The organism is Bradyrhizobium sp. USDA 3256 (genome assembly GCF_054058275.1).
The window spans coordinates 4,915,623-4,938,350 of the sequence record NZ_JBSSAE010000002.1 but is presented as its reverse complement, the minus strand read 5'-3'; the positions used below and the strand labels follow the sequence as shown (position 1 = coordinate 4,938,350).

The following is a 22,728-nucleotide window of genomic DNA, read 5'->3' as shown; positions in this document are numbered from 1 at the left end:
CGGTGGGGGCGACGGTGGCAATCCATTCCATTCAATCGGAAGCGAGTTCGCGCGGTGCGCGAATGCTGCGCAGCGCGCTTGGCTCTGCGATTGCCGGTTACCTCGAAGACGAAGCGGTCATCGAGGTGATGCTCAACCCGGATGGACGGCTGTGGATCGACCGGCTGTCGAATGGTCTGATCGACACAGGCGAAACCCTGTCGGCTGCGGATGGCGAGCGCATTGTTCGCCTGGTAGCGCATCACGTAGGCGCCGAGGTGCATGCCGGCGCGCCACGGGTTTCGGCCGAATTGCCCGGGACCGGCGAGCGCTTCGAAGGTCTCCTGCCTCCGGTCGTTGCAGCACCGGCCTTTGCCATCCGCAAGCCCGCTGTCGCCGTGTTTACGCTGGACGACTACGTCGCCCGGCAGATCATGACCTCGGAGCAGGCTAGCATCCTGAAGAACGCGGTCGCCGCACGGAAGAACATTCTCGTCGCCGGTGGGACGTCGACCGGCAAGACTACTCTGACGAATGCGCTGCTGGCGGAGGTGGCGAAGACCACCGATCGGGTCGTGCTGATCGAAGATACACGCGAACTTCAGTGCAAGGCGCCCAATCTTGTAGCCTTGCGGACCAAAGATGGCGTTGCGACGCTTTCGGATCTTGTCCGCTCCTCGCTGCGACTGCGACCGGATCGCATCCCGATTGGAGAGGTTCGCGGTGCCGAAGCGCTCGACTTGCTTAAGGCTTGGGGGACCGGTCACCCCGGCGGTATCGGGACCATCCATGCGGGCAGCGGGCTCGGCGCGCTGCGGCGGCTCGAGCAACTGATCCAGGAAGCTGTCATCACGGTTCCGCGTGCCCTGATAGCCGAGACCATCAACCTCATTGCTGTGCTTGCGGGACGCGGCGCTGACCGCCGCCTCGCTGAGCTCGCCCTCGTCATGGGGCTCGGGGCCGCCGGCGACTACAGCCTTTCATCAGCAGGAGACTGACATGCGTTTGGAATTTCGCGTTCTTCGGCAGACCGCATCGCTGGCCGCGTCCGGCGTGGTGCTTTTGGCGACGGCGCCGGCCTGGGCGGCCGGCTCGAACATGCCGTGGGAGCAGCCCCTCAATCAGATCCTGCAATCTGTGGAGGGGCCAGTCGCCAAGATCATTGCCGTCATCATTATCGTCGTGACTGGGCTCACGCTCGCGTTTGGGGATTCGTCGGGTGGCTTCCGCAGGCTGATCCAGATCGTGTTCGGTCTGTCGATCGCGTTCGCGGCCTCGAGCTTCTTCCTTTCGTTCTTCTCCTTCGGCGGCGGCGTGGTGATCTGATGGATGAACCCGTCGTAGGTTTTGTCGTGCCCGTTCACCGCGCGCTCACTGAGCCGCTCCTGATGGGCGGCGCGCCGCGGTCGGTCGCGATCGTCAACGGCACGCTTGCCGCGGCGCTTGGACTTGGATTGCGGCTGTGGATCGCGGGTCTTGTGCTCTGGTTCATCGGCCACATGGCCGCCGTCTGGGCCGCCAAGCGCGATCCCGCCTTCGTCGATGTGATGCGCCGACATCTGCGCATTCCCGGCCATCTCAACGCCTGAGCACTCAGTCATGATGAATCTCGCCGAATACCGCCATTCGAACGCGCGTCTCGCCGACTTCTTGCCATGGGCAGCCCTGGTCGACGAGGGGGTTATCCTGAATAAGGACGGTTCGTTTCAACGGACGGCCAAATTCCGGGGGCCCGACCTCGACAGCGCAGTGCCGGCCGAGCTTGTTGCCGTCGCGGGTCGCCTGAACAACGCCTTGCGCCGGTTGGGATCAGGCTGGGCCGTATTCGTTGAGGCGCAGCGTCATTTTGCGGGCGCTTACCCGCCGAACACCTTTCCTGACGTCGCGTCAGCGCTGGTTGATGCCGAACGCAAAGCTCAATTTGAGGAGGCCGGCGCCCACTATGAGTCCAGCTTTTTCCTGACCTTCCTCTATTTGCCTCCAGAGGAGGGGGCGGCCAAGGCCGAGCGGCTGCTTTATGAGGGTCGCGATCGTACGGCTGGTGCAGATGCTCGCGAGGTACTTCGCGGGTTCATCGATCAAACCAATCGCGTCCTTCAGCTCGTTGAAGGGTTCATGCCCGAATGCTCCTGGCTCGATGATCAGGACACGCTGACCTACCTGCACTCGACGATTTCGACCAAGCGTCATCGCGTTCGGGTGCCCGAAATTCCCATGTACATCGATGCGCTATTGGCCGACCAGCCGCTCACGGGCGGGCTCGAGCCGATGCTGGGCTCAGCCAACGTTCGGGTTCTGACGATTGTCGGCTTTCCCGGCGCGACAACGCCGGGAATTCTGGACGACCTGAATCGCCTGCCATTCTCGTATCGCTGGTCGACCCGGGCGATCATGCTCGACAAGACCGATGCCACCAAGCTGCTGACCAAGATTCGCCGGCAATGGTTCGCCAAGAGAAAATCCATCGGCGCCATTCTCAAGGAGGTCATGACCAACGAGGCATCGACGCTGCTCGATACTGACGCCCAGAACAAGGCGATCGACGCCGATGCCGCCCTACAGGAACTCGGTTCGGATCAGATCGGACAAGCCTTTGTTACGGCGACCGTCACCGTGTGGGACGGCGATCCGGGTGCGGCCGATGAAAAGCTGCGGCTGGTAGAGAAGGTCATTCAGGGTCGCGATTTCACCTGCATGAGCGAGACGGTGAACGCTGTCGAAGCCTGGCTCGGCAGTTTGCCCGGGCATGTCTACGCCAACGTGCGGCAGCCACCGGTGTCGACGCTCAACCTCGCCCACATGATCCCGATGTCGGCCGTGTGGGCCGGCGAGGCGAGGGATCTGCACTTCAGGGGTCCGCCGCTCCTGTTTGGGAAGACCGAGGGATCGACACCGTTCCGGTTCTCGCTCCATGTCGGGGACGTCGGTCATACCCTGGTGGTGGGGCCGACGGGCGCCGGAAAATCGGTGCTGCTGGCCTTGATGGCACTCCAGTTCCGCCGTTACCCGAGCTCTCAGGTCTTTGCGTTCGATTTTGGTGGCTCGATCCGGGCGGCCGCGCTCGCCATGGGTGGCGACTGGCACGATCTCGGCGGTGCGTTGTCTGACGGAGGCGACCAACCCGTCGCCCTGCAACCCCTGGCCTGGATCGACGATCCCTCCGAGCGAGGATGGGCGACGGAATGGATCTGCGCGATCCTGGCGCGGGAAAAAATCGAGATCACTCCGGAGGTCAAGGATCATCTTTGGTCGGCTCTAACGTCTCTCGCCTCGGCGCCGATGCAGGAACGCACCCTGACGGGCCTGTCGGTCCTGCTGCAATCCAATTCCCTGAAACGTGCCCTGCAACCCTATTGCCTGGGCGGTCCCTCCGGGCGCCTGCTTGATGCCGAATTCGAACGCCTTGGCGAGGCATCGGTCCAGGCGTTTGAGACCGAAGGGCTGATCGGAACGAGCGCGGCCCCGGCCGTGTTGGCCTATCTGTTCCATCGCATTGGGGATCGTCTCGACGGCCGGCCGACGCTCCTGATTGTCGATGAAGGTTGGCTTGCCCTCGACGACGAAGATTTTGCTGGCCAGCTCCGGGAATGGCTGAAGACGCTGCGGAAGAAGAACGCCTCCGTCATCTTCGCCACCCAGTCGCTTTCGGACATCGATGGCTCCGCGATCGCACCGGCGATCATCGAAAGCTGCCCAACACGCCTGTTGTTGCCGAACGAACGGGCGATCGAGCCGCAGATCACTGCGATTTACCGCCGCTTCGGCCTCAATGATCGCCAGATCGAGCTGCTGAGCCGGGCAACGCCGAAGCGGGACTACTACTGCCAATCCCGTCGCGGCAACCGGATGTTCGAACTTGGTCTTGGTGAGGTTGCGCTCGCATTTACTGCAGCCTCTTCCAAGATCGACCAGGCTGCCATCGCGCAGCTCCTCAGCGAATTTGGACCTGACGGCTTCGTGCCGGCCTGGCTCCGGCACCGTGGCGTCGCCTGGGCCGCCGACCTGATCCCCAATCTCGTCAATCTGGAGAAATCGCTATGAGGCGTATTGGCCTATTCGTGGCCGCTGGCACCATCACGCTGGTGCTTGGCGTCGCGGCGCCCGCACGGGCGGTGATCGTGTTCGATCCCAACAACTACGTTCAGAACGTCCTGACAGCCGCACGGGAGCTGCAGCAGATCAACAATCAGATCACCTCGTTGCAGAACGAGGCGCAGATGCTGATCAATCAGGCAAAGAACCTGGCAAACCTGCCGTATTCGTCACTGCAGCAACTGCAATCATCGATCCAACGGACCCAGCAATTGCTGGCTCAAGCCCAGCGCATCGCCTACGACGTCCAGCAGATCGATCGCGCGTTCTCGACCACCTATGCGCCGGTCACCGGCAGCCAGTCCAACCAGGTTTTGATCACCAACGCTCAATCGCGGTGGCAAAATTCTGTCGCTGCGTTGCAGGATTCACTCCGCGTCCAGGCCGGCGTCGTCGGCAACCTCGACACCAACCGCATCCAAACGTCAGCGCTCGTAACATCAAGTCAAGGTGCCAGCGGCGCCCTGCAGGCAACCCAGGCCGGCAATCAGATCCTCGCGCTTCAAGCGCAACAACTCGCCGATCTCACGGCTGCCGTGGCGGCGCAGGGCAGGGCACAGACCCTCGATGCGGCGCAGCGCGCCTCGGCCCAGGACCAGGGGCGAGAACAGCTCAGGCGGTTCCTGACCCCGGGACAGGGCTATCAGTCCCAAGACGTGCGGATGTTCCACTGATGACCGACGCAAGGGCGTTCAAGGCGTTGTCGCTGCTTACGACAATCGGCGTATTCGCCGTTGCTGCCTGCACGATTCAGCTCCGCGGTGGAGATGATTCTCCGCAGTCGCCGAAGGCGGAGCAGATGACAGATGCAACTAGCTCTGACCTCGCTCGCTGCCGCAGCGTCACTGCGGTGGAAGCGGCAGGTTATCTGCATTGCAAGGAAGTTTGGGCCGAAAACCGCCGTCGCTTCTTTGGCAAGAAAGACGGTGTTGCAACTCCCGCCCACGATGCTTCCGCCGGCGGCGTGACGCCCCGTCCAAAGGATCAAAGCCGGATCCCGCAGGGTTTTCCGAACCCGGCGACACCCGAGGCGAGCAAGCCATGACGGGTACGGGGATAATCGATCAGTTTCTGGAAACGTTCACGCGTTATATCGATAACGGCTTCGGGTTGCTGGGTGGCGATGTCGGATATCTCGCAACGACCCTTGCGGCGATCGACATCACGCTCGCCACGTTGTTCTGGAGTTGGGGGGCGGACGAGGACATCATCGCGCGCCTCGTCAAGAAGACGCTTTTCGTGGGCGTCTTTGCCTACCTCATCGGTAACTGGAACAGTCTGGCGCGCATCGTCTTCGAGAGCTTTGCCGAGCTTGGGTTGAAAGCATCCGGCGCAAGCCTCTCCGCGTCGGATTTCCTGAGACCTGGAAAGATCGCCCAAGTCGGTCTCGACGCCGGCCGACCGCTGCTCGATTCGATCTCCAACCTGATGGGCTACATCAGCTTCTTCGAGAATTTCGTCCAGATCGTCGTTCTCCTGTTCGCCTGGGTCGTTGTGCTGCTCGCCTTCTTCATTCTGGCGATCCAGCTCTTCGTCACCCTGATCGAGTTCAAGCTCACGACGTTGGCCGGCTTCGTGCTCATTCCCTTCGGCTTGTTTGGCAAGACCGCCTTCGCGGCCGAGCGGGTCCTGGGCAATGTCATTTCCTCCGGAATCAAGGTCTTGGTCCTGGCCGTCATTGTCGGGATTGGATCGACCCTGTTCTCGCAATTCACCGCAGGCTTCGGCGGCGCTCAGCCGACCATTGAAGACGCGATGACGCTGGTGCTCGCGGCGCTCGCGTTGCTGGGCCTCGGCATCTTTGGTCCGGGTATCGCAAATGGCCTGGTGTCGGGTGGACCGCAACTCGGCGCCGGTGCCGCGATTGGAACAGGCCTTGCTGCCGGCGGGATTGTTGCGGCAGGCGCAGGCCTCGCCGCCGGCGGCGCCGGTCTCGCTGGTGGTGCGATTGCAGGTGCGGCGCGCGGTGGGGGGGCCGTCTTGAGCGGTGCGTCCGCCGCCTATCGAAGCGGAGGCATGGCCGGCATTGCGGAGGCTGGCGCCACCGCTGCCATGAGCCCGTTGCGTCGTGCAGCGGCTGCGCTCGGCGGAGGTGGGGAAGCCGGTGCGCAGACCGCGAACACTTCGGCCGAAGGGCAGCCCGATTGGGCGCGACGCATGAAGCGCGCCGAGACTATTCGGCATGGCGCCTCGGCCGCTAGCCAGGCGCGTTCGCTCGGGCGATCATGGTGGCAGCGGCTCCTCCGTCGATTTGTCTGAAGGAGAGCGCTGACACGCGGCCATCGCGCTTTCGCCACCCGCTGCTCCGCAGCGCCTCAAACCCAGACACCGCACCACTTGAAGCCGTTCACTTTATCTCAGGGGCAGCCATCAATGTTCAAGCGACCATCCGTTCACTACGGGCGTATGCCCGAGCCGGTTACACCGTATCAGAAAGCAGCGCAGGTTTGGGACGAACGCATTGGATCAGCGCGCGTGCAAGCCAGGAACTGGCGCCTGATGGCGTTCGGATGCCTCATGCTGTCGGCCGGTCTCGCTGCAGGCCTTATCTGGAAATCGAGCCAGGGATCAATCACTCCGTGGGTGGTCGAGGTCGATCAACTCGGCAAGGCCCAAAGGGTCGCGCCGGCCAACATCGACTATCAACCGACAGATGCCCAGATCACCTACCATCTGGCCCGCTTTATCGAAGATGTCAGAGGTCTGCCGGCGGACGGCATCGTTCTGCGACAAAACTGGCTCAGGGCCTATGATTTTACGACCGATCGCGGCGCCGCTGCGCTTAACGACTACGCGCGCAACAATGACCCCTTTGCCAAGTTGGGCAAGGCCCAAATCTCCGTCGACGTGTCGAGCGTCATTCGCGCGTCGTCGGAAAGCTTTCGCGTCGCGTGGACCGAGCGTGTCTACGACAACGCTTCGTTGAGTTCGACCGAGCGCTGGACGGCCATTCTCACCATCGTGATCGAAACGCCGCGCGATGCCGAACGTCTGCGCAAGAATCCTCTTGGCGTCTTCGTTCGCGCCATCAACTGGTCGAAGGAGTTGAGTCAGTGACTAAGACGCCGTCCGACGTTCATTCGAAGCATCCCGTCCCGTACAGCAGGATGAGTCCCACTCTACCCGAATTCTTGACCGCGAAGCGAGCAGTTTTGGTTGCTCTCCTGCTTGGTTCCTTGGCGCTGGGTGGGTGCGCGACCTACATACCGCCGGAGATCAGCTATGACGCTGAAGTGCCTCCGTTACCGGCGACGCCGGTGGCTCTCGACGACAGATCGCGACCGCTTCACGTTCCACCCCTCTGGAAGCCGGCTCTCGGCGGCAAGTCGGGAGGGAAGGAAGACGCTGAACCCGTGAGCCGGATTGAGACCGCAAACATTGCAGCCCGGGTCGAACCGCGCAGGCGGGGGTATTTCAACGCGGCGCAAATCTACGCGTACAGTCCCGGGGCGCTCTATCAGATTTACGCCGCACCGGGACAGATCACGGATATTGCGCTCGAAGAGGGAGAGCAGTTGACGGGATCAGGGCCGATCGCGGCCGGGGACACCGTCCGCTGGGTCGTGGGCGACACCGAGAGCGGGACCGGCGACACGCGACGCGTCCACATCCTGGTCAAGCCGACCCGAGCGTCGATCGAGACCAACCTGGTGGTTAATACTGACCGGCGCACCTACCTGATCGAGCTCCGCTCCCGCGAACGGCCATACATGCCTTCTGTTGCTTGGTACTATCCGGAAACAGCGCGCGAACGATCCCGTTCAGTTGCTCTGAAGCCCGTCCTACCGGATCCGGCGCATCGTATCTCCCGCTATGCCATCGAAGGGGACAGTCCTCCTTGGCGGCCGCTCGCCGCATACGACGATGGCCGCAAGGTCTATGTCGAATTCCCGCAAGGGATCGTGCAAGGCGAGATGCCGCCGCTTTTTGTCATCGGCCCGGAAGGCAAGACCGAACTCGTCAACTATCGCGCCTACGGCAACGTGTTGATCGTCGATCGGCTGTTTGCGGCCGCCGAACTCCGGCTTGGCGGTGAACACCAGCAGAAGGTCAGCATTGTCAGGACTGACGGGAGGCCGTCGTCATGAACACGCGGAATGGAAACGATCACGAGCAGGCAATTCCGCTGGGGACACAAGAGGATCAGTCCAGGAGCTTCCGCTTGAGAGCGGAGCACCCGCGCGTGACACGGTTGTCACGGAAAGTACTGGCGGGAGGGAGCGCGGTTGCCCTGCTTGTCATCGGCGGAGCCGCGCTGTGGTCGCTGCAGAAGACTCGCCCTCGAGACCAAGCGGCCGATGAGCTTTACAGTACCGACCATCACAATGTTGCCGATGGAATTGCGGCTCTACCGAAGGACTATGCTGGCGTTCCGCGCCAGCCAATCCCGCAGCTCGGTCCGCCGCTCCCTGGGGACCTCGGTCGGCCGATCCTTGCAGCCCAAGGCCAGTCGCCGGCGATCGGCGCTAATCCGGAACAGCAGCGCCGGGATCAAGAGACCGAAGCAGCCCGCATCAGCCATCTGTTCGCTTCGACCAACGGGAGAGAAGTGCGTGAGCCCATGGCTGCAGTTGTAGGAGGTGATCGCATCGCATCACCAAGCCCGACGAGTGCCAATGACGACGGATTTGCGCAGAACGGTCAGGACCGCAAGCTTGCCTTCGTGAACGCCTCTGTGGACCGTCGCACAGTCAGCCCTGATCGCGTCACCAAGCCAGCTTCACCATATGTCGTACAGGCTGGGACGGTTATTCCGGGAGCCCTGATCACCGGAATCAGATCGGACCTGCCAGGCCAAATTACGGCGCAGGTGACCGAGAACATTTTTGACACGCCGACTGGCCGGTTTCTGCTTGTGCCCCAGGGAGCGCGTTTGATCGGGATCTACGATAGCCAGGTCACTTTCGGCCAGTCGCGTGTCCTGCTCGTCTGGACCCGGCTGATCATGCCGAATGGACGTTCCATCGTTCTCGAGCGGCAGCCGGGCGCCGACACTGCTGGTTATGCGGGCCTTGAAGACCAGGTCGACAACCACTGGGGCGAGCTATTCAAGGCCGCTGCTCTATCGACCTTCTTGGCTGTCGGGACAGAATTAGGTGAAGGTTCCGACACGAATAGCAACGACAGCGCCATCATCCAGGCATTGCGGCACGGCGCCTCCGACTCGCTCAATCAAACCGGACAACAGGTGGTTCGGCGCAGTCTCAACATTCAGCCTACGCTGACCGTGCGACCTGGTTTTCCAGTTCGCGTTCTCGTCAATCGTGACCTCATACTTGTGCCATACGGAGAGTAACGCCATGCCCAAGCTTAGAATAGGAGCGCTGCCCGACGACAAGCCGGTCAAGGTCGCCACTGAGCTTCCAGCGTCAGTGCATCGGGATCTCGTCGCCTATGCAGAGGCCTTGGCGCGCGAAAGCGGGCAGCGTATCGATCCGGCAAGGCTGATTGCGCCAATGCTGGCGCGCTTTATGGCCACAGACCGCGGATTTGCAAAGGCGAGACGAACCAATCATTCTCCAAAAACCGGCAGAGGCGATGGATAGCGTTCTGCTAAAAGACTGATGAAACGCTTCAGAGCGGGATTTTCATTGTCATCGCGCCAATGAGCATGGAAGTCCACCCGGCTTGGTCCCGTTCCGTCCTGCAACTCCCGGTACACAAGGCCAGCGAAACTTGCGCCAATATCCGATTCCATCACCAGACTAAGCCCCATGCCCATACTCGTCAGACTCTTGATGATGCCACGGCTTACATCATGGCGCTCCATTTTGGGTCGGTCGTCGGGCAGTACGAGCTTGGAGATCAGGAGATCCTCCAGTTCTCGTCCAGGATCGTACTCGCTTAGAAGAATGGTTTCGTTACGCAAATCGGTCCAATAGACCACTTCGCGTGCTGCCAAGCAGTGATCCTGCGGCAGCGAGATCAGGATCCGTTCGCTCCACAGCAGTAGTGACCTGATGCTCTCTGAAGGCAGACGTCCAGGGCTAACCACAACATCGACGGTACCGTTACGAAGAGCGGTCATCAGGCGAGAGCGAGAGCGTTCCACCGTTGCCAATTCGAGTTGCGGGAGCAGCTTCCTGAGCTCACCTATGGTCGCTCGCAAATTGCCGGTAGACATAGACGTGTAGAAGCCAATGACAAGATGGCCAGTGTCGCCGCGACCACCGGCTCTACCGGTGTCAACTAGCATGTCGACCTGCTCCAGGATCAGCCGTGCAATTCGCAGAACCGCAAGGCCGGCAAGTGTAGGCTTGATTCCACCGCTTGAGCGCTCAAACAGTGAGGCGCCGATCAAATGCTCGAGTTGACCGATAGAGCGGCTGAGGACGTTGTGATTGATCGAAAGCGCTTCTGCGGCGCGTCGAAAGCTTCCGCAGTCACAAGCGACAACAGCCAATCGAAGCTGCTGCAGGTGAATAGCTCTCGCTGCGTTGCGCCGATCGTTCCGGATCCCGGCTTCTGTCATTTTCGAACCTCGGTAGCAAACCACAAGATAAGAGGTCCTCAATCCAAGCGGGACCGTTAGCTCAATTGTTGGCATAGATCGTTCTAGGCGGCAGCAAAGATTACCGGCGTCCATAGAGCCGGTGCAGAAAGGCCGCCGGCCTTACGCAGGTCCGCGAGAACATCGCTCGAAATCGCAAGGTAACCCGCAACGGCTACGGTGTTGCCAATTTTGGCAGGATTACCAATGCGTCGCAGCGGCCAACCGGCGCGTCGAAGGATTCGCTCCATTCGAACATCTGTGACGGTAACGATATCAGTGAGATTTCGTGAAAGCCCAAACTCGACCATTCCAGCAAACAGCTCGTATGCGGCACGAGTTATGCCGTGATTTCCTTTGGGAGCATCGGTTGCAACATCGATAGCGAATCTGCTGCTTTCCCAGACAAGTGGTGTTGAGGGGGCAGGATGACCCTCAAGCAGCACCGAGAAAGTATCGCGAACCATCGTCGGCCCGAGAGAAGGCAGAAGTCGAACGGAGCCTTGCACCAAACCGTTTTCGGATACTTGCGTCAGGTAGATTGGATGCAGTGCGTCGAAATCATCCATCTCCATGTCGCCGCTGGTTTGAACGTCCCACGCCATGCGGAGTTTAAAAACGCGATGCCGCATCCGGTACATTTCAACGAGCGTGCTGGAAAACTCCCCATACGAAATCGGTGTGATCAGTTGGATCATGGTTTCCTCCAAGGGCATTATATTCTCCCTTGAAGCCCAAATGTCGTTCTGGTGCATCACCTGTAGTTGTGGGGGGCCGCCATCTTAAATTTGCTCGTCTTTCTTTGCAGCGGCCAAGCGTGTTGCGGCCTGCACGATGGTCCGAACGCCGAGTTTTTGTTTCGCGTTGCCTAGGTAATCTGCAACGGTGTGACGCGAAATGCCGAGGATGCGGCCGATCTCCCATGCGCTCTTTCCGCGCGAGGCCCATTCTAAACATTCAAGCTCTCGGGGAGACAGGTGAGATCCACCTACCTTATGTTGGTACGCTAGCCTGCGGCGAACGTGCGCATGAAAGTACATCGCCATAAGCTGCAAAACGCGAGCGTTGGCATTGATCCTCTGGTCGAATGCAGGCCGTCGTTCGTCTGCAGCAAAGGTCAGTGCTGCGACTGGACCATGCCCGTCGTGAATTGGGACGGTAAAGCCAATGCGGATACCGAACTGTGCTGCCTCATAGAAGAATTCTTGCTGTGCTGTGGTGGTCGATTGCGCGCGGAAGTCGCGTCCCCATCGAAACGGCTCCGGATTCTGAAGCGCGAGTCTGATTACCGGGTCCAAAGTCTGATAGTGATTTCGTAAATAGTGATCAGTCCATGGCAATGGATATGTGGAAATCAGGCGTGGTTGTTTTTCACCCGCGTTCGGAAGCGCGAGATATGCGAAGCAGGATAAGTCGAGGTCGCCGGCTGTGCTTGCCATCGTTTCGGAAAAATCCTGATGGTCCTCTGCGCATGACAGTCGATCGATGAAGTTTTGAAACACACGATGCACTGAGTTCTCCGTCGTCCGAGTATCGAGAGAGCCAGGTGAGAGCGATGACATATTCTATTGCCCGATGGCGAGTTCGAAACTCACAACTCCAATTTCTGGGTTCAATCGGTTGAAGATGCCGAACTTTTGGCAAGCACGACCAAGCGTCGACGACTGTCAGATGAGCTTGCCACGGATTGAATTGGGCAACATTACCCAGCCTGATGATACGAGGGCTCAAGCCTGCAGGCCTCCCTTGATCGGCATCACCTTCTTGATGATCGAGCCATTGGTCGATCCGATTAGCCAATGCTGCATCAGCTTCGTACGGGAGCCGATCAGCGCGAGCGGTCCGTGCTTCTTGTAGTAGAGTTATCGGGATGCGCTAACTGCAGCTCGACGATGTCGCCATCCCATGCCTTGGTGTCCTTTGATCTCTTCGTGGTGAGACAGTGTCGAGAAAGTGGTCCGGAATCCGTGGGAGCAAAGCAAAGCTATCGAGCCAAGCAATGCTGCCTTAAAGCCTTATTCCGTTGATTAAGAAGATCGTCAGCGGGATCTGCCGTTGCGGACGTAATTGAGGAACTTCTCTCGAAGGTTTGGGAGCAACCTGCCGCCATTGCGTCGTCTCAGATGTGCGAATTTGCAGAACCGCTGTGCGGCAAAGTCACGGCGTTAGCTGGACACCTTCGATTGCCATCATGCGTTTGACCGCCGGTCTCGCGAGCACGCGCTGCATTAGACTGGTCCAGGCCGGATATAGCCTGCTCATATCTAGATCGATACGGGCCCCCCAATAGTAGAACACGAAGAGATATGGATCGACGACCGTGTAGCCTTCGGGAATACTCCATTGGCGCCCGTCGGACAGAAGGCTCTCAATATAGGCGTACTGGCTAATGACATTCTCTTTGCCGCGGAGCCTCAACGCCGGAAATAGGGACTCATCATGTGAGAAGCGGTGGGGGCGCCATATCAAACCATATGACATCGCGTGAACGTTGCTGGCCAGCCAGTTCATCCATTCGATACAGCGGGCTTCAGCGGCAGGTTCGGTCGGGAGGAGATCGGCAGACGGATTGGTGCGCGCCAAATAGATCATGATGGCGTGCCCCTCCGTGAGCAGGTTGTCGGCGCCGCCGATCCGCCCGGGAACGCCAGACAAGGCGGGCACGCGCCCTTTCGGGTTGACGGCTTTCCATTCGGGTGATCCCGTCATCTCGCCCTCTTTTGGACCAGACGCCGAGACGAGTTGATACTCGTATGGTTCGCCGATTTCCTCTAGCACGATGTGCGCTGCCATTGAACAGCTTCCCGGGGAGTAGAAGAGCTTGTGCTTGACGGCGGTCGAAACGCTATAGGCCGCTTCGATCATAGAGATACTCCTGGACTTGGGATTTCAGACGGGTTGGAGCCAGCTGACGGCTGGCAGTTCAGGGACAATTCCGCGACGCGTCGCGATGGCCCAATCACCATCGTAGTAGTGCGGGAGGATATGATCGTACCGAAGAGTTTCGGCCACACCCGGCAGCGCGTGGATCCGCCTGACGAGCGCCGTAAGGTACCCGTAATTGGTAAGCCGTTTGCGGCTCGCTCGGAACAGCGGATTGTAAACGGCATCGAAACGTACCAACGGTGTGTAAACTAGCACGTCAGCCAAGGTCGGTTGCCGCCCTAAAAGAAAGCGACGACCATCCCGAAGTTGCAAATCGAGTTCATCGAGAAAGTCGAACAAGTTATCCATGGCGGCGTTGTATTCCGCCTGATGTCGTGCGTCGGCGACCGCGTAAACCCCAACGGACAGGCGCTGAGTGATACGATCATTGAGCAGATCGATCTGTGTTTTCAACTCAATCGGATAAAGATCGACGTTCGGATGGCCTCCGCACAGGTCGAAGGCAGCATTCAGCATCTTGGAGATGTCCAACGATTCGTTGTTGACGATGCGGCCCGTATGTTGATCCCAGAGTGCCGGCACCGTGACTTTGCCCGTGTAGTCGTGGCGTGAGGCGCTGTAGGCCTCATGAAGGCACACAAAGCCGTGGGTTGCATGGCTGGTCCCACGTGCTTCGGTGTCCGTGAACACCCATCCGTCGGGTGTGTTCCACAGTGGGTGGAGCAACGATAGGCTAACGACGGATTCGAGCCCCTTCAGTGCCCGCACGACGGTAACGCGGTGTGAAAATGGACAGGCAGGAGACACGAAGAGCTGGTATCGATCCGCTTGAGCAGGAAATCCGGAATGCCGATCTTTCACAACAAAGTCACGAAAACTGCCGGCATGTATCATTCTAAGGGCATCGAGCTCCGGTGTAGGAACGATGTCGCCGCACCACTTGCCGTTTAGCATCAACTTCATCGTGCGTGCGCTGAGCGGTCGCATCATCAGGCGGCCTGCTGATCGTCTGGTAGCCGCAGGGACAAAATGCCTGCGAGGGCGAGGAGGGCAACGTTACAACCGAGGGCTAGGACAAACGCGCGCGCGAAGCCGGGAAGGTCCTGCCGGTCGCCTAGCGCACTATAGAACACGCCGCCAATGACAGCGACACCCAGAGCCGCGCCGATCTGAAACGTGGAGATCATGATCCCGGAGGCCAGGCCCGCGTGCCCTTGGTCGATGCTCCCGATCACGGCCTTGATGACGGACGGCATGACGGTACCGAATCCGAGGCCACCACAGATCAGGCCGAAATCGAGAGCCTGCGGAACCAAGCCGCCAACCGCGAGCATCACGCTGCCGAAGCCAATAACCTGAAACGCAAAGCCAAGCGCCAGCGTTCGAACACCGAATAGCTTCATCACGTATGACGATATAAGCGAGCTTGCAAAGAAACCCGCAGCAAAGGGCAGTGTCGCCAGGCCTGCGTCGAACGGGGACAGGTGCAACCCGCTTTGCAGGTAAACTGCGAAGGTCAGATAGAATGAGGACAGCATGTAAAAGGCGAGGGCGATGACAAGTCCTGTCGCGAAGACCCTGTTTTGAAGAAGATGGAGAGCAACAAGCGGATCACCGCCACGGGCATAAAGGAGGGATTCGTATCGTGTGAATGCCATAAGGGCCAAAAGCGAAGCCAAAAGCATGCCGATAGTCCACAGCGGCCAGCTGAGTTGTCGACCTTCGACAAGTGGGTAAACCATCAGGCCCAGTGTCAACGACAGCAGGAGAACGCCACCCACGTCGACCCTTTGCGCATGTTGCGCGCGGGAATCGCGGAGAAATGCCCAACCGCCTATGAAGGCGGCGAGCCCAATCGGGACATTGATCAGAAAGATGGCCTGCCAGGCGAGGCCGAACGGGTGAAGCGAGACGAGCATGCCGCCGAAGAGTTGGCCGCATATGTTCGCAAGGCCGAATGTTGCCCCATAGAAGCCGAGCGCCACGCTTTGCTCGGCAATTGGGAACAAGACGCGGATCGACGCGAGAACCTGTGGCGCCATCGCGGTTGCCGTCAAGCCTTGAAGTATCCGCGCGGCGACGAGCACCGTCGGCGACCAAGCGAGCCCGCAAAGGATTGACGCGATCGTGAAACCTCCGACCCCCAACAGAAACAGACGACGCCGGCCGAAGAGGTCACCCAGCCGTCCTCCCGTTATCAGAAACACGGCGTAAGTCGCGGCGTAGGCCGATATCACAAACTGCACTTCGCTCGACGAGGCGGCGAGGTTCTCACGGATGGCGGGAAGTGCCAGGTTGACGACGTTGAAGTCGACAATGGGCAGGAACGCTCCGGTCAAGAGCACCGGCAACGCGAACCAGCGTTGAGGATCGCCCTCCAGTGAAGAAACGCCTGGGGTCGAGGCCGGTTCGGTAATTTGGCTGTTCAACGATAAGCCCTCGCGGAAACACGCAGGTGCCCCAACACTTCGGGCGCCCTTGGGGTACTATTTGACTGATCCTTTCGCGGACGGTAATTGTCGATTTTGGTTCTCCGAGTTTGCAAAAATGCACAACCTGCTGGATTGGGATGACTTGCGTTTGATCCTCGCCGTTTTTCGGGAAGGCTCGTTGTCGGGAGCCGCGCGGGTGTTGGGCGTGAGGCATTCGACCGTGTTTCGCCGCTTGGGCGCGGTCGAAGATAGAATCGGTGCTCGCTTGTTCGATCGATACAGGGACGGCTATGCGCCGACGCCAGCTGGCGAGACGGCAGCGGCGTCGGCAGAGCGCCTTGAGGCGGAGATTTTAACACTCGAGCGTAAGTTGTCGGGCCAGGATCTGAGGCCTGGTGGCACCGTCAGGATCACGACGACCGACACGCTGGGCGTTATCCTGATGCCGCACTTTGAGTCGCTGCGCGCGTTGCATCCGGGCATCAAACTGGAGCTCGCGCTGTCGAATATGGTTGCCGACTTGACGCGCCGGGAGGCCGATATCGCGATCCGCCCCACGCCGGAGCCTTCTGATCTGCTCGTAGGAAGACGTGTGGCGGAGGTCGCGCATGCGATCTACGGATCGCATGCGTATCTCTCGCGACATATAGACAAGGATCTGTCAGCTCATGACTGGATTGGATTAGATGACGCCCTGGCCGGTACCGTCATCGCTCGATGGATGCGAGACAATCTCCGTTTCGCGCAGGTGACGCTGAGAGTCGACGCTCTTCCGGCGCTAAAAGACGCAGCTATCGCCGGCTTCGGACTTGCCTTGCTTCCCTGCTACGTAGGAGATCTTGCAGCTGGTTTGCGCCGCGCCACTCCCGAGGCACTGACCGAACCGCGGTCGGCCGTCTGGCTCCTTACTCACGATGATCTTAGGCGCACAGCGCGTATTCGCGCGTGCATGGAGTTCTTTGCAAAAGCGATGGCCTCGGAGCGGAATCTTCTTGAAGGCCGGCGGCCGCACATTCGCGGTTGATGGCTCACACCGGTTGGCGAAGCGTATCGCGGAAAGTCTAATTAGACTTTGCCATATGTGCCACAGCCATGCTCACGAAAGGTCGCCGCGATAATCCTTAGTATCCTGCGGGATCGCTCATCGGAAAGTGACGAAAGCATCGCGATCTCGGAGGATGGCAGGGAGGGCAGTCCGAACCGTTCGCCGATATCCACGGTGCACGACGGCGCAAGCCGAAAGGAAAATATGCCGGTGGCTAAGCCAGTCGCAACCGCGTCCGAAATAGCAAACGAGCCGCAGCCAAAGAAGACCTCACGCCAGGATATTCCCGCAGCGTCAAGCGCTCTGGTGGCACTATCCCTCATGCCACATGAAGGAGACGAGGCGGCCAAGCGGAGCGGTTCGCCAGCTCGAAACTCGAAGTCAGGAGTCGCGAACCAGCCAAAGCGTTCCTGCACCAGCACCTCTCCCGTCCGTCGATCTTCCTCTCGGCGCATGATCGCTGCATCGACTTCACCGCGATCCAGAGCGCCGAGCAGATCGTGAGCGCTTTCCGACCGGACCTCAAGAACGAGCTGTGGATCGTACGCATTTAGCCGCGTGAGCAGGGCTGGAATCTCTGGTCCGCCGATCTGCGTTGCAATCCCCAGCGTGAAGCGCCGGCGTACCTGCGAAAGCCCGGCAACGGCGCGACGATGGGCAGCGAGAAAATCACGAGCCGACTCGAGGAATAGTTCGCCTTGTGCTGATAGGCGAACCAACCGCGGCGTCCGCTCGACAAGTCTGTGCCCTACGCGATCTTCAAGTCGCCTCAGCTTAATGCTGACCGCAGCTTGTGTTGTACTCAAAGTTTCAGCTGCTCGTGTGAAGCTTTGCTGATCCGCGATCGCCACAAACGCTTCCACTGCATCCACGTCTAGCGTGATCATAGCGCTCATCCACTTCTGTTATCTCTGAAATGTATATCGATCCAATTTCATTTGAGTCAACCGACAGCTACGTTGACGGCTCGCGGGCCGGAGCGGAGCGACCTTGCGAGATAGCTCGGCTGTCAGGTCCGCGCTTAGATAATATGAATGATCAGGGGGACAAGGAAATGGACTTATCACGGGGGCAATTTATCGGCGGTTTGCTTGCGACGACGGCCGGCTTAGCGTTGGCCAGCACACCGATGTCGGCCGCGTCTGGTGGCGAAGTATGCTATGGGTCTCTGCTGGAGACGGCCGATGCCATCAAGGCTCGTAAGCTTTCGCCAGTCGAGCTAACGAAAACGATGCTCGATCGTATTGCGCGCCTTGATCCGTCGCTCCATTCTTACGCCACTGTAACGACGGACTTGGCATTAGTGCAGGCTCGGAAGGCAGAGGCCGACATTGCCGCTGGGCGTTATCGAAGTCGGCTTCATGGTATCCCGGTTGCCGTCAAGGATATCTATAATACGGCTGGCATCGTCACTTCAGCGGGAATGCCAATCAACTTCGGCAACAAGCCGGAGTTTGACGCGACGGTAGTGAAGCGCTTGGCAGATGCCGGAGCTGTGCTCTTAGGCAAGCTGCAGCTTACAGAAGGTGTATTTGCCAAGCACCATCCGTCCGTTGCAGTGCCGAAGAACCCCTGGAATGCCGACTATTATGCCGGGGCATCATCGAGCGGTTCCGGTGTTGCGACGGCGGCTGGCCTGACCTTCGGTGCACTAGGCAGCGATACTGGCGGGTCAATCCGTTATCCAGCCTCTGCCAATGGAGTGACCGGGCTGAAGCCCACTTGGGGACGTGTCAGCCGATACGGCGTCTTTCCGCTAGCCCCGACTATGGATCACGTTGGCCCCCTGACGCGGTCCGCCGCTGACGCTGGGGCAATACTCGGCATTATCGCAGGGCATGATGTGAATGATCCAACAACGTTGATCGACCCTGTTCCGGACTACCTGGCAGATCTAAGCAAGGGAGTTCGCGGACTGCGGGTCGGGATTGACCCCTCGTACAACGAAAAGGGCGTCGATGAGGATATCGTCCGAGCGTTGCGGGAAACAAGGCGTGCTTTGCAGGACCTCGGAGCGACTGTCCGCGAGGTCAAACTTCCAGATTATCGGGGCGTGACAGCGGGGTGGGGCACTTTGGCAGGTGTGGAGGCTGCGATGGCTCACAGCGCGACGTATCCATCGCGATCCGCTGAATATGGTCCGCCCGTCAGCGGCTCAATCGCTGGGTTGATCGAGTACGGACGCACGATAACGGCTACCGACCTCATGAAGGTGACGTATGACCGGCTCAATTTCTCTGGAGCGTTGGCGGCTCTCTTTGGGGACATTGACTTGCTGTTGATTCCAACCCAACCGCTTGCCGACTTTTCGATCCGGCAAGAAGCGGAACTCTTCACCAAGCCGGCAGAGCTTAGTGATTTTCTCCGTTTCGCGGCTCCATTCGATATGTCCGGAAATCCGACGCTAACGATGCCAAACGGATTTACGGCCAAGGGGCTTCCCCTCTCGTTTCAACTTGTTAGTCGGCGGCTTGACGAAGGACTACTTGTGCGGGCCGGGAGCGCGTTCCAGCATGCGACAGATTGGCATCGTCGTCATCCCTCGGTGTGATCTGCGCTGAATAGCGAGTGACGCCAGAACGCTAGTGCGGCGCTAGAGCGCTTCCCGTACCGGATTAATCTGCCCGCTCGCGCCAAGGCTCGAGCGGGCATTTCCACGAGCAGACAGGGCGAGCAATTGTAGCGATCTCATTGCAACGAAGAGCTGACATGATCGGCGCGCTACTAGACCCTACTCCATCCGGAAATATTCTTTGCAGTACGCAGCAGCAGGTGGCCCCATCCTAGGATGACGCCGCCTTCTGAATGAAAGGGCTTGTTTCAGGAAACTGCCTGTTGAGGATCTTAACGACCCTAAAGATCGTCGGCGAGTCTCCCAGTGCCAGCTAAAAGCTCAACGGACGCTTAGGTTGCGTCCGCTTTCCGGCTAGCTGCAACGTGGGTCGCAATTGCATCCATGAGCGGAGGCGAGAGGCAGTCGAAAGGCTCGAGGCCAACTTCCTTTAGCCTGGCCCGAACTGCACCGGTTTCGGACGGGGAAACTCCCGACTCTATGATGGAAGAGACAAAGGCTGCGAATTCGGGCGCCGGTGCTCCATCCTCGATGAAGAGTTCTGGATGAATGAAGTCCAGGCCATAAAACGGATGGCTCTTGCTGTCGATCCGGCCGAACATATGCGTGCCGCATCGGCTGCATGCGTGGCGCCGAATGGTGGCCGAAAGATTGATCACTTGCAGCTTTTCTGCACCTTGCAACACGTTGACCTTGTCGCGCGGGACAACGGCCACGACCGAGAAGACGGCGCCGGCCGGCTTCCAGCATTGCGTACAACCGCATGCATGGTTATGTGCCACACTGCTGGTGACGCTGATTTTGACCGGATCGTGCTCGCACTTGCAGACCAGCGTTCCCCCGTTGAACGGGGCGTTGCCGAACTTGATGCCGTTATCGATCATAGGATGAAGTGAGATAGACATTATTGACCCAATCTGTTGAACTTGGTTGGACTAGAAGACGACAATTGAACGTATCGATGTACCGTCGCGCATTAGGTCGAATCCGAGATTGATCTCCTCGAGCGAGAGGCGGTGAGTAATCATCGGATCGATCTCGATCTTGCCGCTCATGTACCAGTCCACGAGTTTGGGGACATCGGTGCGACCACGTGCGCCGCCGAATGCAGAGCCTGTCCAGGTACGACCGGTCACGAGTTGGAATGGCCGCGTCGAGATTTCTCGTCCAGCTTCCGCCACTCCAATGACGACGGAGACACCCCACCCCCGGTGACAAGCCTCGAGAGCTTGGCGCATCACGTCAGTGTTGCCAGTGCAGTCGAACGTGTAGTCGGCGCCGCCATCGGTAAGCTCCACGAGATGCTGCACGATGTCTCCGCTGACTTTCGACGGATTTACAAAGTGCGTCATGCCAAACCGCTGCGCCCATTCGGCTTTGGAGTCGTTCAGGTCAACTCCGACGATTTTGTTGGCGCCCACCATGCGAGCGCCCTGGATGACGTTCAAACCAATGCCACCGAGGCCAAAGACAATGACATTCGAACCGGCAGTCACCTTCGCCGTATTAACGACTGCGCCAACGCCGGTTGTGACTCCGCATCCGATGTAGCAAGCCGTTTCGAAGGGGGCATCGTTACGAATCTTGGCGACCGCTATCTCAGGAAGGACTGTGAAGTTCGAGAACGTCGAACAGCCCATGTAGTGGAAGATGGGCCGGCCTTTATAGCTGAAGCGCGTCGTGCCATCGGGCATCAAGCCTTTGCCTTGCGTTGCGCGGATGGCCGTGCAGAGATTGGTCTTGCCTGATAGGCAAGATTTACAGGAGCGGCACTCCGGCGTATAAAGCGGGATGACATGGTCGTTCGGTCTGACGCTTGTCACACCACTCCCAATTTCTCGAACGATGCCGGCGCCTTCGTGGCCAAGGATGGCTGGAAAGAGCCCCTCGCTGTCGAGACCTGACAATGTATACGCATCGGTATGACAGATGCCCGTCGCCTTCAACTCCACGAGTACTTCGCCGGCGCGGGGGCCTTCCAGATCAACTTCAACAATTGCCAGCGGCTTCTTGACTTCAAAGGCAACGGCGGCGCGCGTCTTCATAGGTGTGCTCTCCAGATTGCGAGAGTGGTAGGCGCCTTCGCGACCGCTGATAACCCTGAATTGTAGAAACACAGTTTTCCAGTTTTGCAAAAATCGAAGGACGAGGATGAAGGGTTGGGAAGGAATAGATGCATTCGTGGCGGTTGCTGAGGTGGGCAACTTCACCGGGGCGGCTGTGCGGCTAAAGGTGTCTACTTCGCAAGTAAGCCGAGAAATAAGACGCCTGGAGCAGCGCTTAGGTATTCGCTTGTTCGTTCGGAATACGCGTCGCGTGGCGCTAACGGAGTGCGGGCGTCTACTGGAGCAGCGCTGTCGGCGGCTTATCGATGACAGAGACGACGCATTTGAAGTCATTACATCAGGGAGAGATCCAATCAGGGGCCACATTCGGCTCACCTGTCCAATTGCCTATGGAGAGCGGATCATTGTGCCGATCGTAGCTCAATTCCTCGCCGCGCATCCTGAAGTGAGCGCGGAAATTGAACTTACAGACCGTGTCCTTGATCTCGTCGCCGACGGCGTCGATCTAGGGATAAGGACCGGCCATACAGAGGAGAAGCGTCTGGTTGGTGTTAAGCTCGGCTCGAGATCACTGCATCTGTGCGCCGCCCCAGCATACATCGAGCGCTATGGAGCTCCATCGGCAGTGAGTGAAGTCCTGGGCCATGCTTGCCTGCTGGGTACAGCGCGACACTGGCAATTCAGAACCGCGGATCAAAATATAAACCTGGTTCCTGAGGGCAAGTGGCGTTGCAATAGCGGCTCTGCGGTGCTCGGAGCCGCGTTGCAGGGCCTGGGCATTTGCCAACTGCCGGATTTCTACGTCGAGGATCACCTACGTGCCGGGAGACTGGTCGAGTTGCTGGGTGCGGAGCGTCCAACAGACCAAGCGATCTGGGCCGTGAGCCCCAGGCGCTCAAGGCTGCAGTCGAAAATCTCGGCATTAGTTGAGTTCATAAGCGCAAACCTCGGCCGTGGTCGGCCATCCCTGTGATCGCAAGGCAGCGGGCTCGAGTACAAGCCCGCTGATTTGAGCGCTGAGTCGTAGGTGCAGTGGCCTCGGCCAAGTGCAATAACTTATGGTGGCCGCTTATCCATCCGGATATCGCGTTTCATTATCTCTGAAATATTCGTGGCAGTTGGACTCAATGGGTCGACGACGCTCTGCGCTTCTTATAATCAAGCCG

22 protein-coding genes and 1 pseudogene are annotated in these 22,728 nt (G+C 59.2%); 14 read left to right on the top strand and 9 right to left on the bottom strand.

The annotated features are described in order from the left end of the window. Positions 1 to 62: 62 nt before the first annotated feature. From trbB to ACVWY5_RS25225, 11 genes and pseudogenes are all read left to right on the top strand, one after another. The gene (trbB, locus tag ACVWY5_RS25275; RefSeq protein WP_456671705.1) at positions 63 to 977 is read left to right on the top strand and encodes a P-type conjugative transfer ATPase TrbB; all 915 of its coding nucleotides are present in this window, start codon (positions 63 to 65) and stop codon (positions 975 to 977) included. Between the two features lies 1 nt (position 978). Then, positions 979 to 1,305, top strand: a complete 327-nt coding sequence (locus tag ACVWY5_RS25270; protein ID WP_411780833.1) for a TrbC/VirB2 family protein — start codon at positions 979 to 981, stop codon at positions 1,303 to 1,305. Continuing rightward, positions 1,305 to 1,568, top strand: coding sequence for a VirB3 family type IV secretion system protein (locus ACVWY5_RS25265; RefSeq protein ID WP_456671704.1), 264 nt, complete (start codon positions 1,305 to 1,307; stop codon positions 1,566 to 1,568). Before ACVWY5_RS25270 ends, ACVWY5_RS25265 begins: the two co-directional genes overlap by 1 nt. A 10-nt stretch (positions 1,569 to 1,578) precedes the next feature. Beyond that, positions 1,579 to 4,020 (top strand): conjugal transfer protein TrbE, encoded by a 2,442-nt coding sequence (gene trbE, locus ACVWY5_RS25260; RefSeq protein WP_456671703.1) that lies wholly within the window; start codon positions 1,579 to 1,581, stop codon positions 4,018 to 4,020. Beyond that, the gene (gene trbJ / locus ACVWY5_RS25255) at positions 4,017 to 4,745 is read left to right on the top strand and encodes a P-type conjugative transfer protein TrbJ (RefSeq protein WP_028338098.1); all 729 of its coding nucleotides are present in this window, start codon (positions 4,017 to 4,019) and stop codon (positions 4,743 to 4,745) included. The genes trbE and trbJ overlap by 4 nt, the downstream gene beginning before the upstream one ends. Continuing rightward, the gene (gene trbK-alt, locus ACVWY5_RS25250) at positions 4,745 to 5,116 is read left to right on the top strand and encodes a putative entry exclusion protein TrbK-alt (RefSeq protein WP_028338097.1); all 372 of its coding nucleotides are present in this window, start codon (positions 4,745 to 4,747) and stop codon (positions 5,114 to 5,116) included. The genes trbJ and trbK-alt overlap by 1 nt, the downstream gene beginning before the upstream one ends. Then, a pseudogene (trbL, locus tag ACVWY5_RS25245) lies at positions 5,113 to 6,343 on the top strand (P-type conjugative transfer protein TrbL). The gene trbK-alt and the pseudogene trbL overlap by 4 nt, the downstream one beginning before the upstream one ends. 101 nt (positions 6,344 to 6,444) lie before the next feature. Next, a complete protein-coding gene (gene trbF / locus ACVWY5_RS25240) occupies positions 6,445 to 7,128 on the top strand; it encodes a conjugal transfer protein TrbF (protein ID WP_028338095.1) in 684 nt (227 codons plus the stop codon). Then, positions 7,125 to 8,159, top strand: a complete 1,035-nt coding sequence (gene trbG, locus ACVWY5_RS25235; RefSeq protein ID WP_028338094.1) for a P-type conjugative transfer protein TrbG — start codon at positions 7,125 to 7,127, stop codon at positions 8,157 to 8,159. Before trbF ends, trbG begins: the two co-directional genes overlap by 4 nt. Further along, positions 8,156 to 9,367, top strand: a complete 1,212-nt coding sequence (locus ACVWY5_RS25230; protein WP_028338093.1) for a TrbI/VirB10 family protein — start codon at positions 8,156 to 8,158, stop codon at positions 9,365 to 9,367. Before trbG ends, ACVWY5_RS25230 begins: the two co-directional genes overlap by 4 nt. A 4-nt stretch (positions 9,368 to 9,371) precedes the next feature. Next, positions 9,372 to 9,617: a DUF2274 domain-containing protein gene (locus tag ACVWY5_RS25225; protein WP_080667373.1), complete on the top strand. Its 246-nt coding sequence runs from the start codon at positions 9,372 to 9,374 to the stop codon at positions 9,615 to 9,617. Here ACVWY5_RS25225 and ACVWY5_RS25220 read toward each other — a convergent pair. From ACVWY5_RS25220 to ACVWY5_RS25195, 6 genes are all read right to left on the bottom strand, one after another. Beyond that, positions 9,584 to 10,543 (bottom strand): LysR family transcriptional regulator, encoded by a 960-nt coding sequence (locus tag ACVWY5_RS25220; protein WP_028338092.1) that lies wholly within the window; start codon positions 10,541 to 10,543, stop codon positions 9,584 to 9,586. The genes ACVWY5_RS25225 and ACVWY5_RS25220 overlap by 34 nt on opposite strands. 83 nt (positions 10,544 to 10,626) lie before the next feature. Next, entirely contained in the window at positions 10,627 to 11,259 is a 633-nt protein-coding gene (locus ACVWY5_RS25215) for an acyl-homoserine-lactone synthase (RefSeq protein WP_028338091.1), read from the bottom strand. A gap of 84 nt (positions 11,260 to 11,343) precedes the next feature. Further along, positions 11,344 to 12,072, bottom strand: coding sequence for a LuxR family transcriptional regulator (locus ACVWY5_RS25210; RefSeq protein WP_028338090.1), 729 nt, complete (start codon positions 12,070 to 12,072; stop codon positions 11,344 to 11,346). Positions 12,073 to 12,718: 646 nt separating this feature from the next. Beyond that, complete coding sequence (locus ACVWY5_RS25205; RefSeq protein WP_028338089.1) at positions 12,719 to 13,426, bottom strand: glutathione S-transferase family protein; 708 nt, start codon at positions 13,424 to 13,426, stop codon at positions 12,719 to 12,721. A 24-nt stretch (positions 13,427 to 13,450) separates the two neighbouring features. Further along, positions 13,451 to 14,437, bottom strand: coding sequence for a glutathione S-transferase C-terminal domain-containing protein (locus tag ACVWY5_RS25200; protein ID WP_051376429.1), 987 nt, complete (start codon positions 14,435 to 14,437; stop codon positions 13,451 to 13,453). Next, positions 14,437 to 15,876: an MFS transporter gene (locus ACVWY5_RS25195; RefSeq protein ID WP_321176874.1), complete on the bottom strand. Its 1,440-nt coding sequence runs from the start codon at positions 15,874 to 15,876 to the stop codon at positions 14,437 to 14,439. The genes ACVWY5_RS25200 and ACVWY5_RS25195 overlap by 1 nt, the downstream gene beginning before the upstream one ends. Before the next feature lie 61 nt (positions 15,877 to 15,937). Between ACVWY5_RS25195 and ACVWY5_RS25190 the strand changes: the two genes are divergently transcribed. Further along, positions 15,938 to 16,903, top strand: a complete 966-nt coding sequence (locus tag ACVWY5_RS25190) for a LysR family transcriptional regulator (protein WP_321176873.1) — start codon at positions 15,938 to 15,940, stop codon at positions 16,901 to 16,903. Between the two features lie 41 nt (positions 16,904 to 16,944). On the opposite strand, the gene ACVWY5_RS25185 is transcribed toward ACVWY5_RS25190, so the two are convergent. Continuing rightward, positions 16,945 to 17,811: a LysR family transcriptional regulator gene (locus ACVWY5_RS25185; RefSeq protein WP_028338085.1), complete on the bottom strand. Its 867-nt coding sequence runs from the start codon at positions 17,809 to 17,811 to the stop codon at positions 16,945 to 16,947. Between the two features lie 143 nt (positions 17,812 to 17,954). Here ACVWY5_RS25185 and ACVWY5_RS25180 point away from each other — a divergent pair, with 143 nt between their 5' ends. Then, positions 17,955 to 19,475 (top strand): amidase, encoded by a 1,521-nt coding sequence (locus ACVWY5_RS25180; RefSeq protein ID WP_321176872.1) that lies wholly within the window; start codon positions 17,955 to 17,957, stop codon positions 19,473 to 19,475. Between the two features lie 353 nt (positions 19,476 to 19,828). Here ACVWY5_RS25180 and gfa read toward each other — a convergent pair whose 3' ends face one another. Further along, the gene (gene gfa, locus ACVWY5_RS25175; RefSeq protein ID WP_028338083.1) at positions 19,829 to 20,401 is read right to left on the bottom strand and encodes an S-(hydroxymethyl)glutathione synthase; all 573 of its coding nucleotides are present in this window, start codon (positions 20,399 to 20,401) and stop codon (positions 19,829 to 19,831) included. A gap of 30 nt (positions 20,402 to 20,431) precedes the next feature. Further along, positions 20,432 to 21,541 (bottom strand): S-(hydroxymethyl)glutathione dehydrogenase/class III alcohol dehydrogenase, encoded by a 1,110-nt coding sequence (locus ACVWY5_RS25170; RefSeq protein WP_028352155.1) that lies wholly within the window; start codon positions 21,539 to 21,541, stop codon positions 20,432 to 20,434. A gap of 106 nt (positions 21,542 to 21,647) precedes the next feature. On the opposite strand from ACVWY5_RS25170, the gene ACVWY5_RS25165 reads away from it, so the two are divergent. After that, positions 21,648 to 22,535, top strand: a complete 888-nt coding sequence (locus tag ACVWY5_RS25165; RefSeq protein WP_028337446.1) for a LysR family transcriptional regulator — start codon at positions 21,648 to 21,650, stop codon at positions 22,533 to 22,535. Positions 22,536 to 22,728 lie beyond the last annotated feature (193 nt).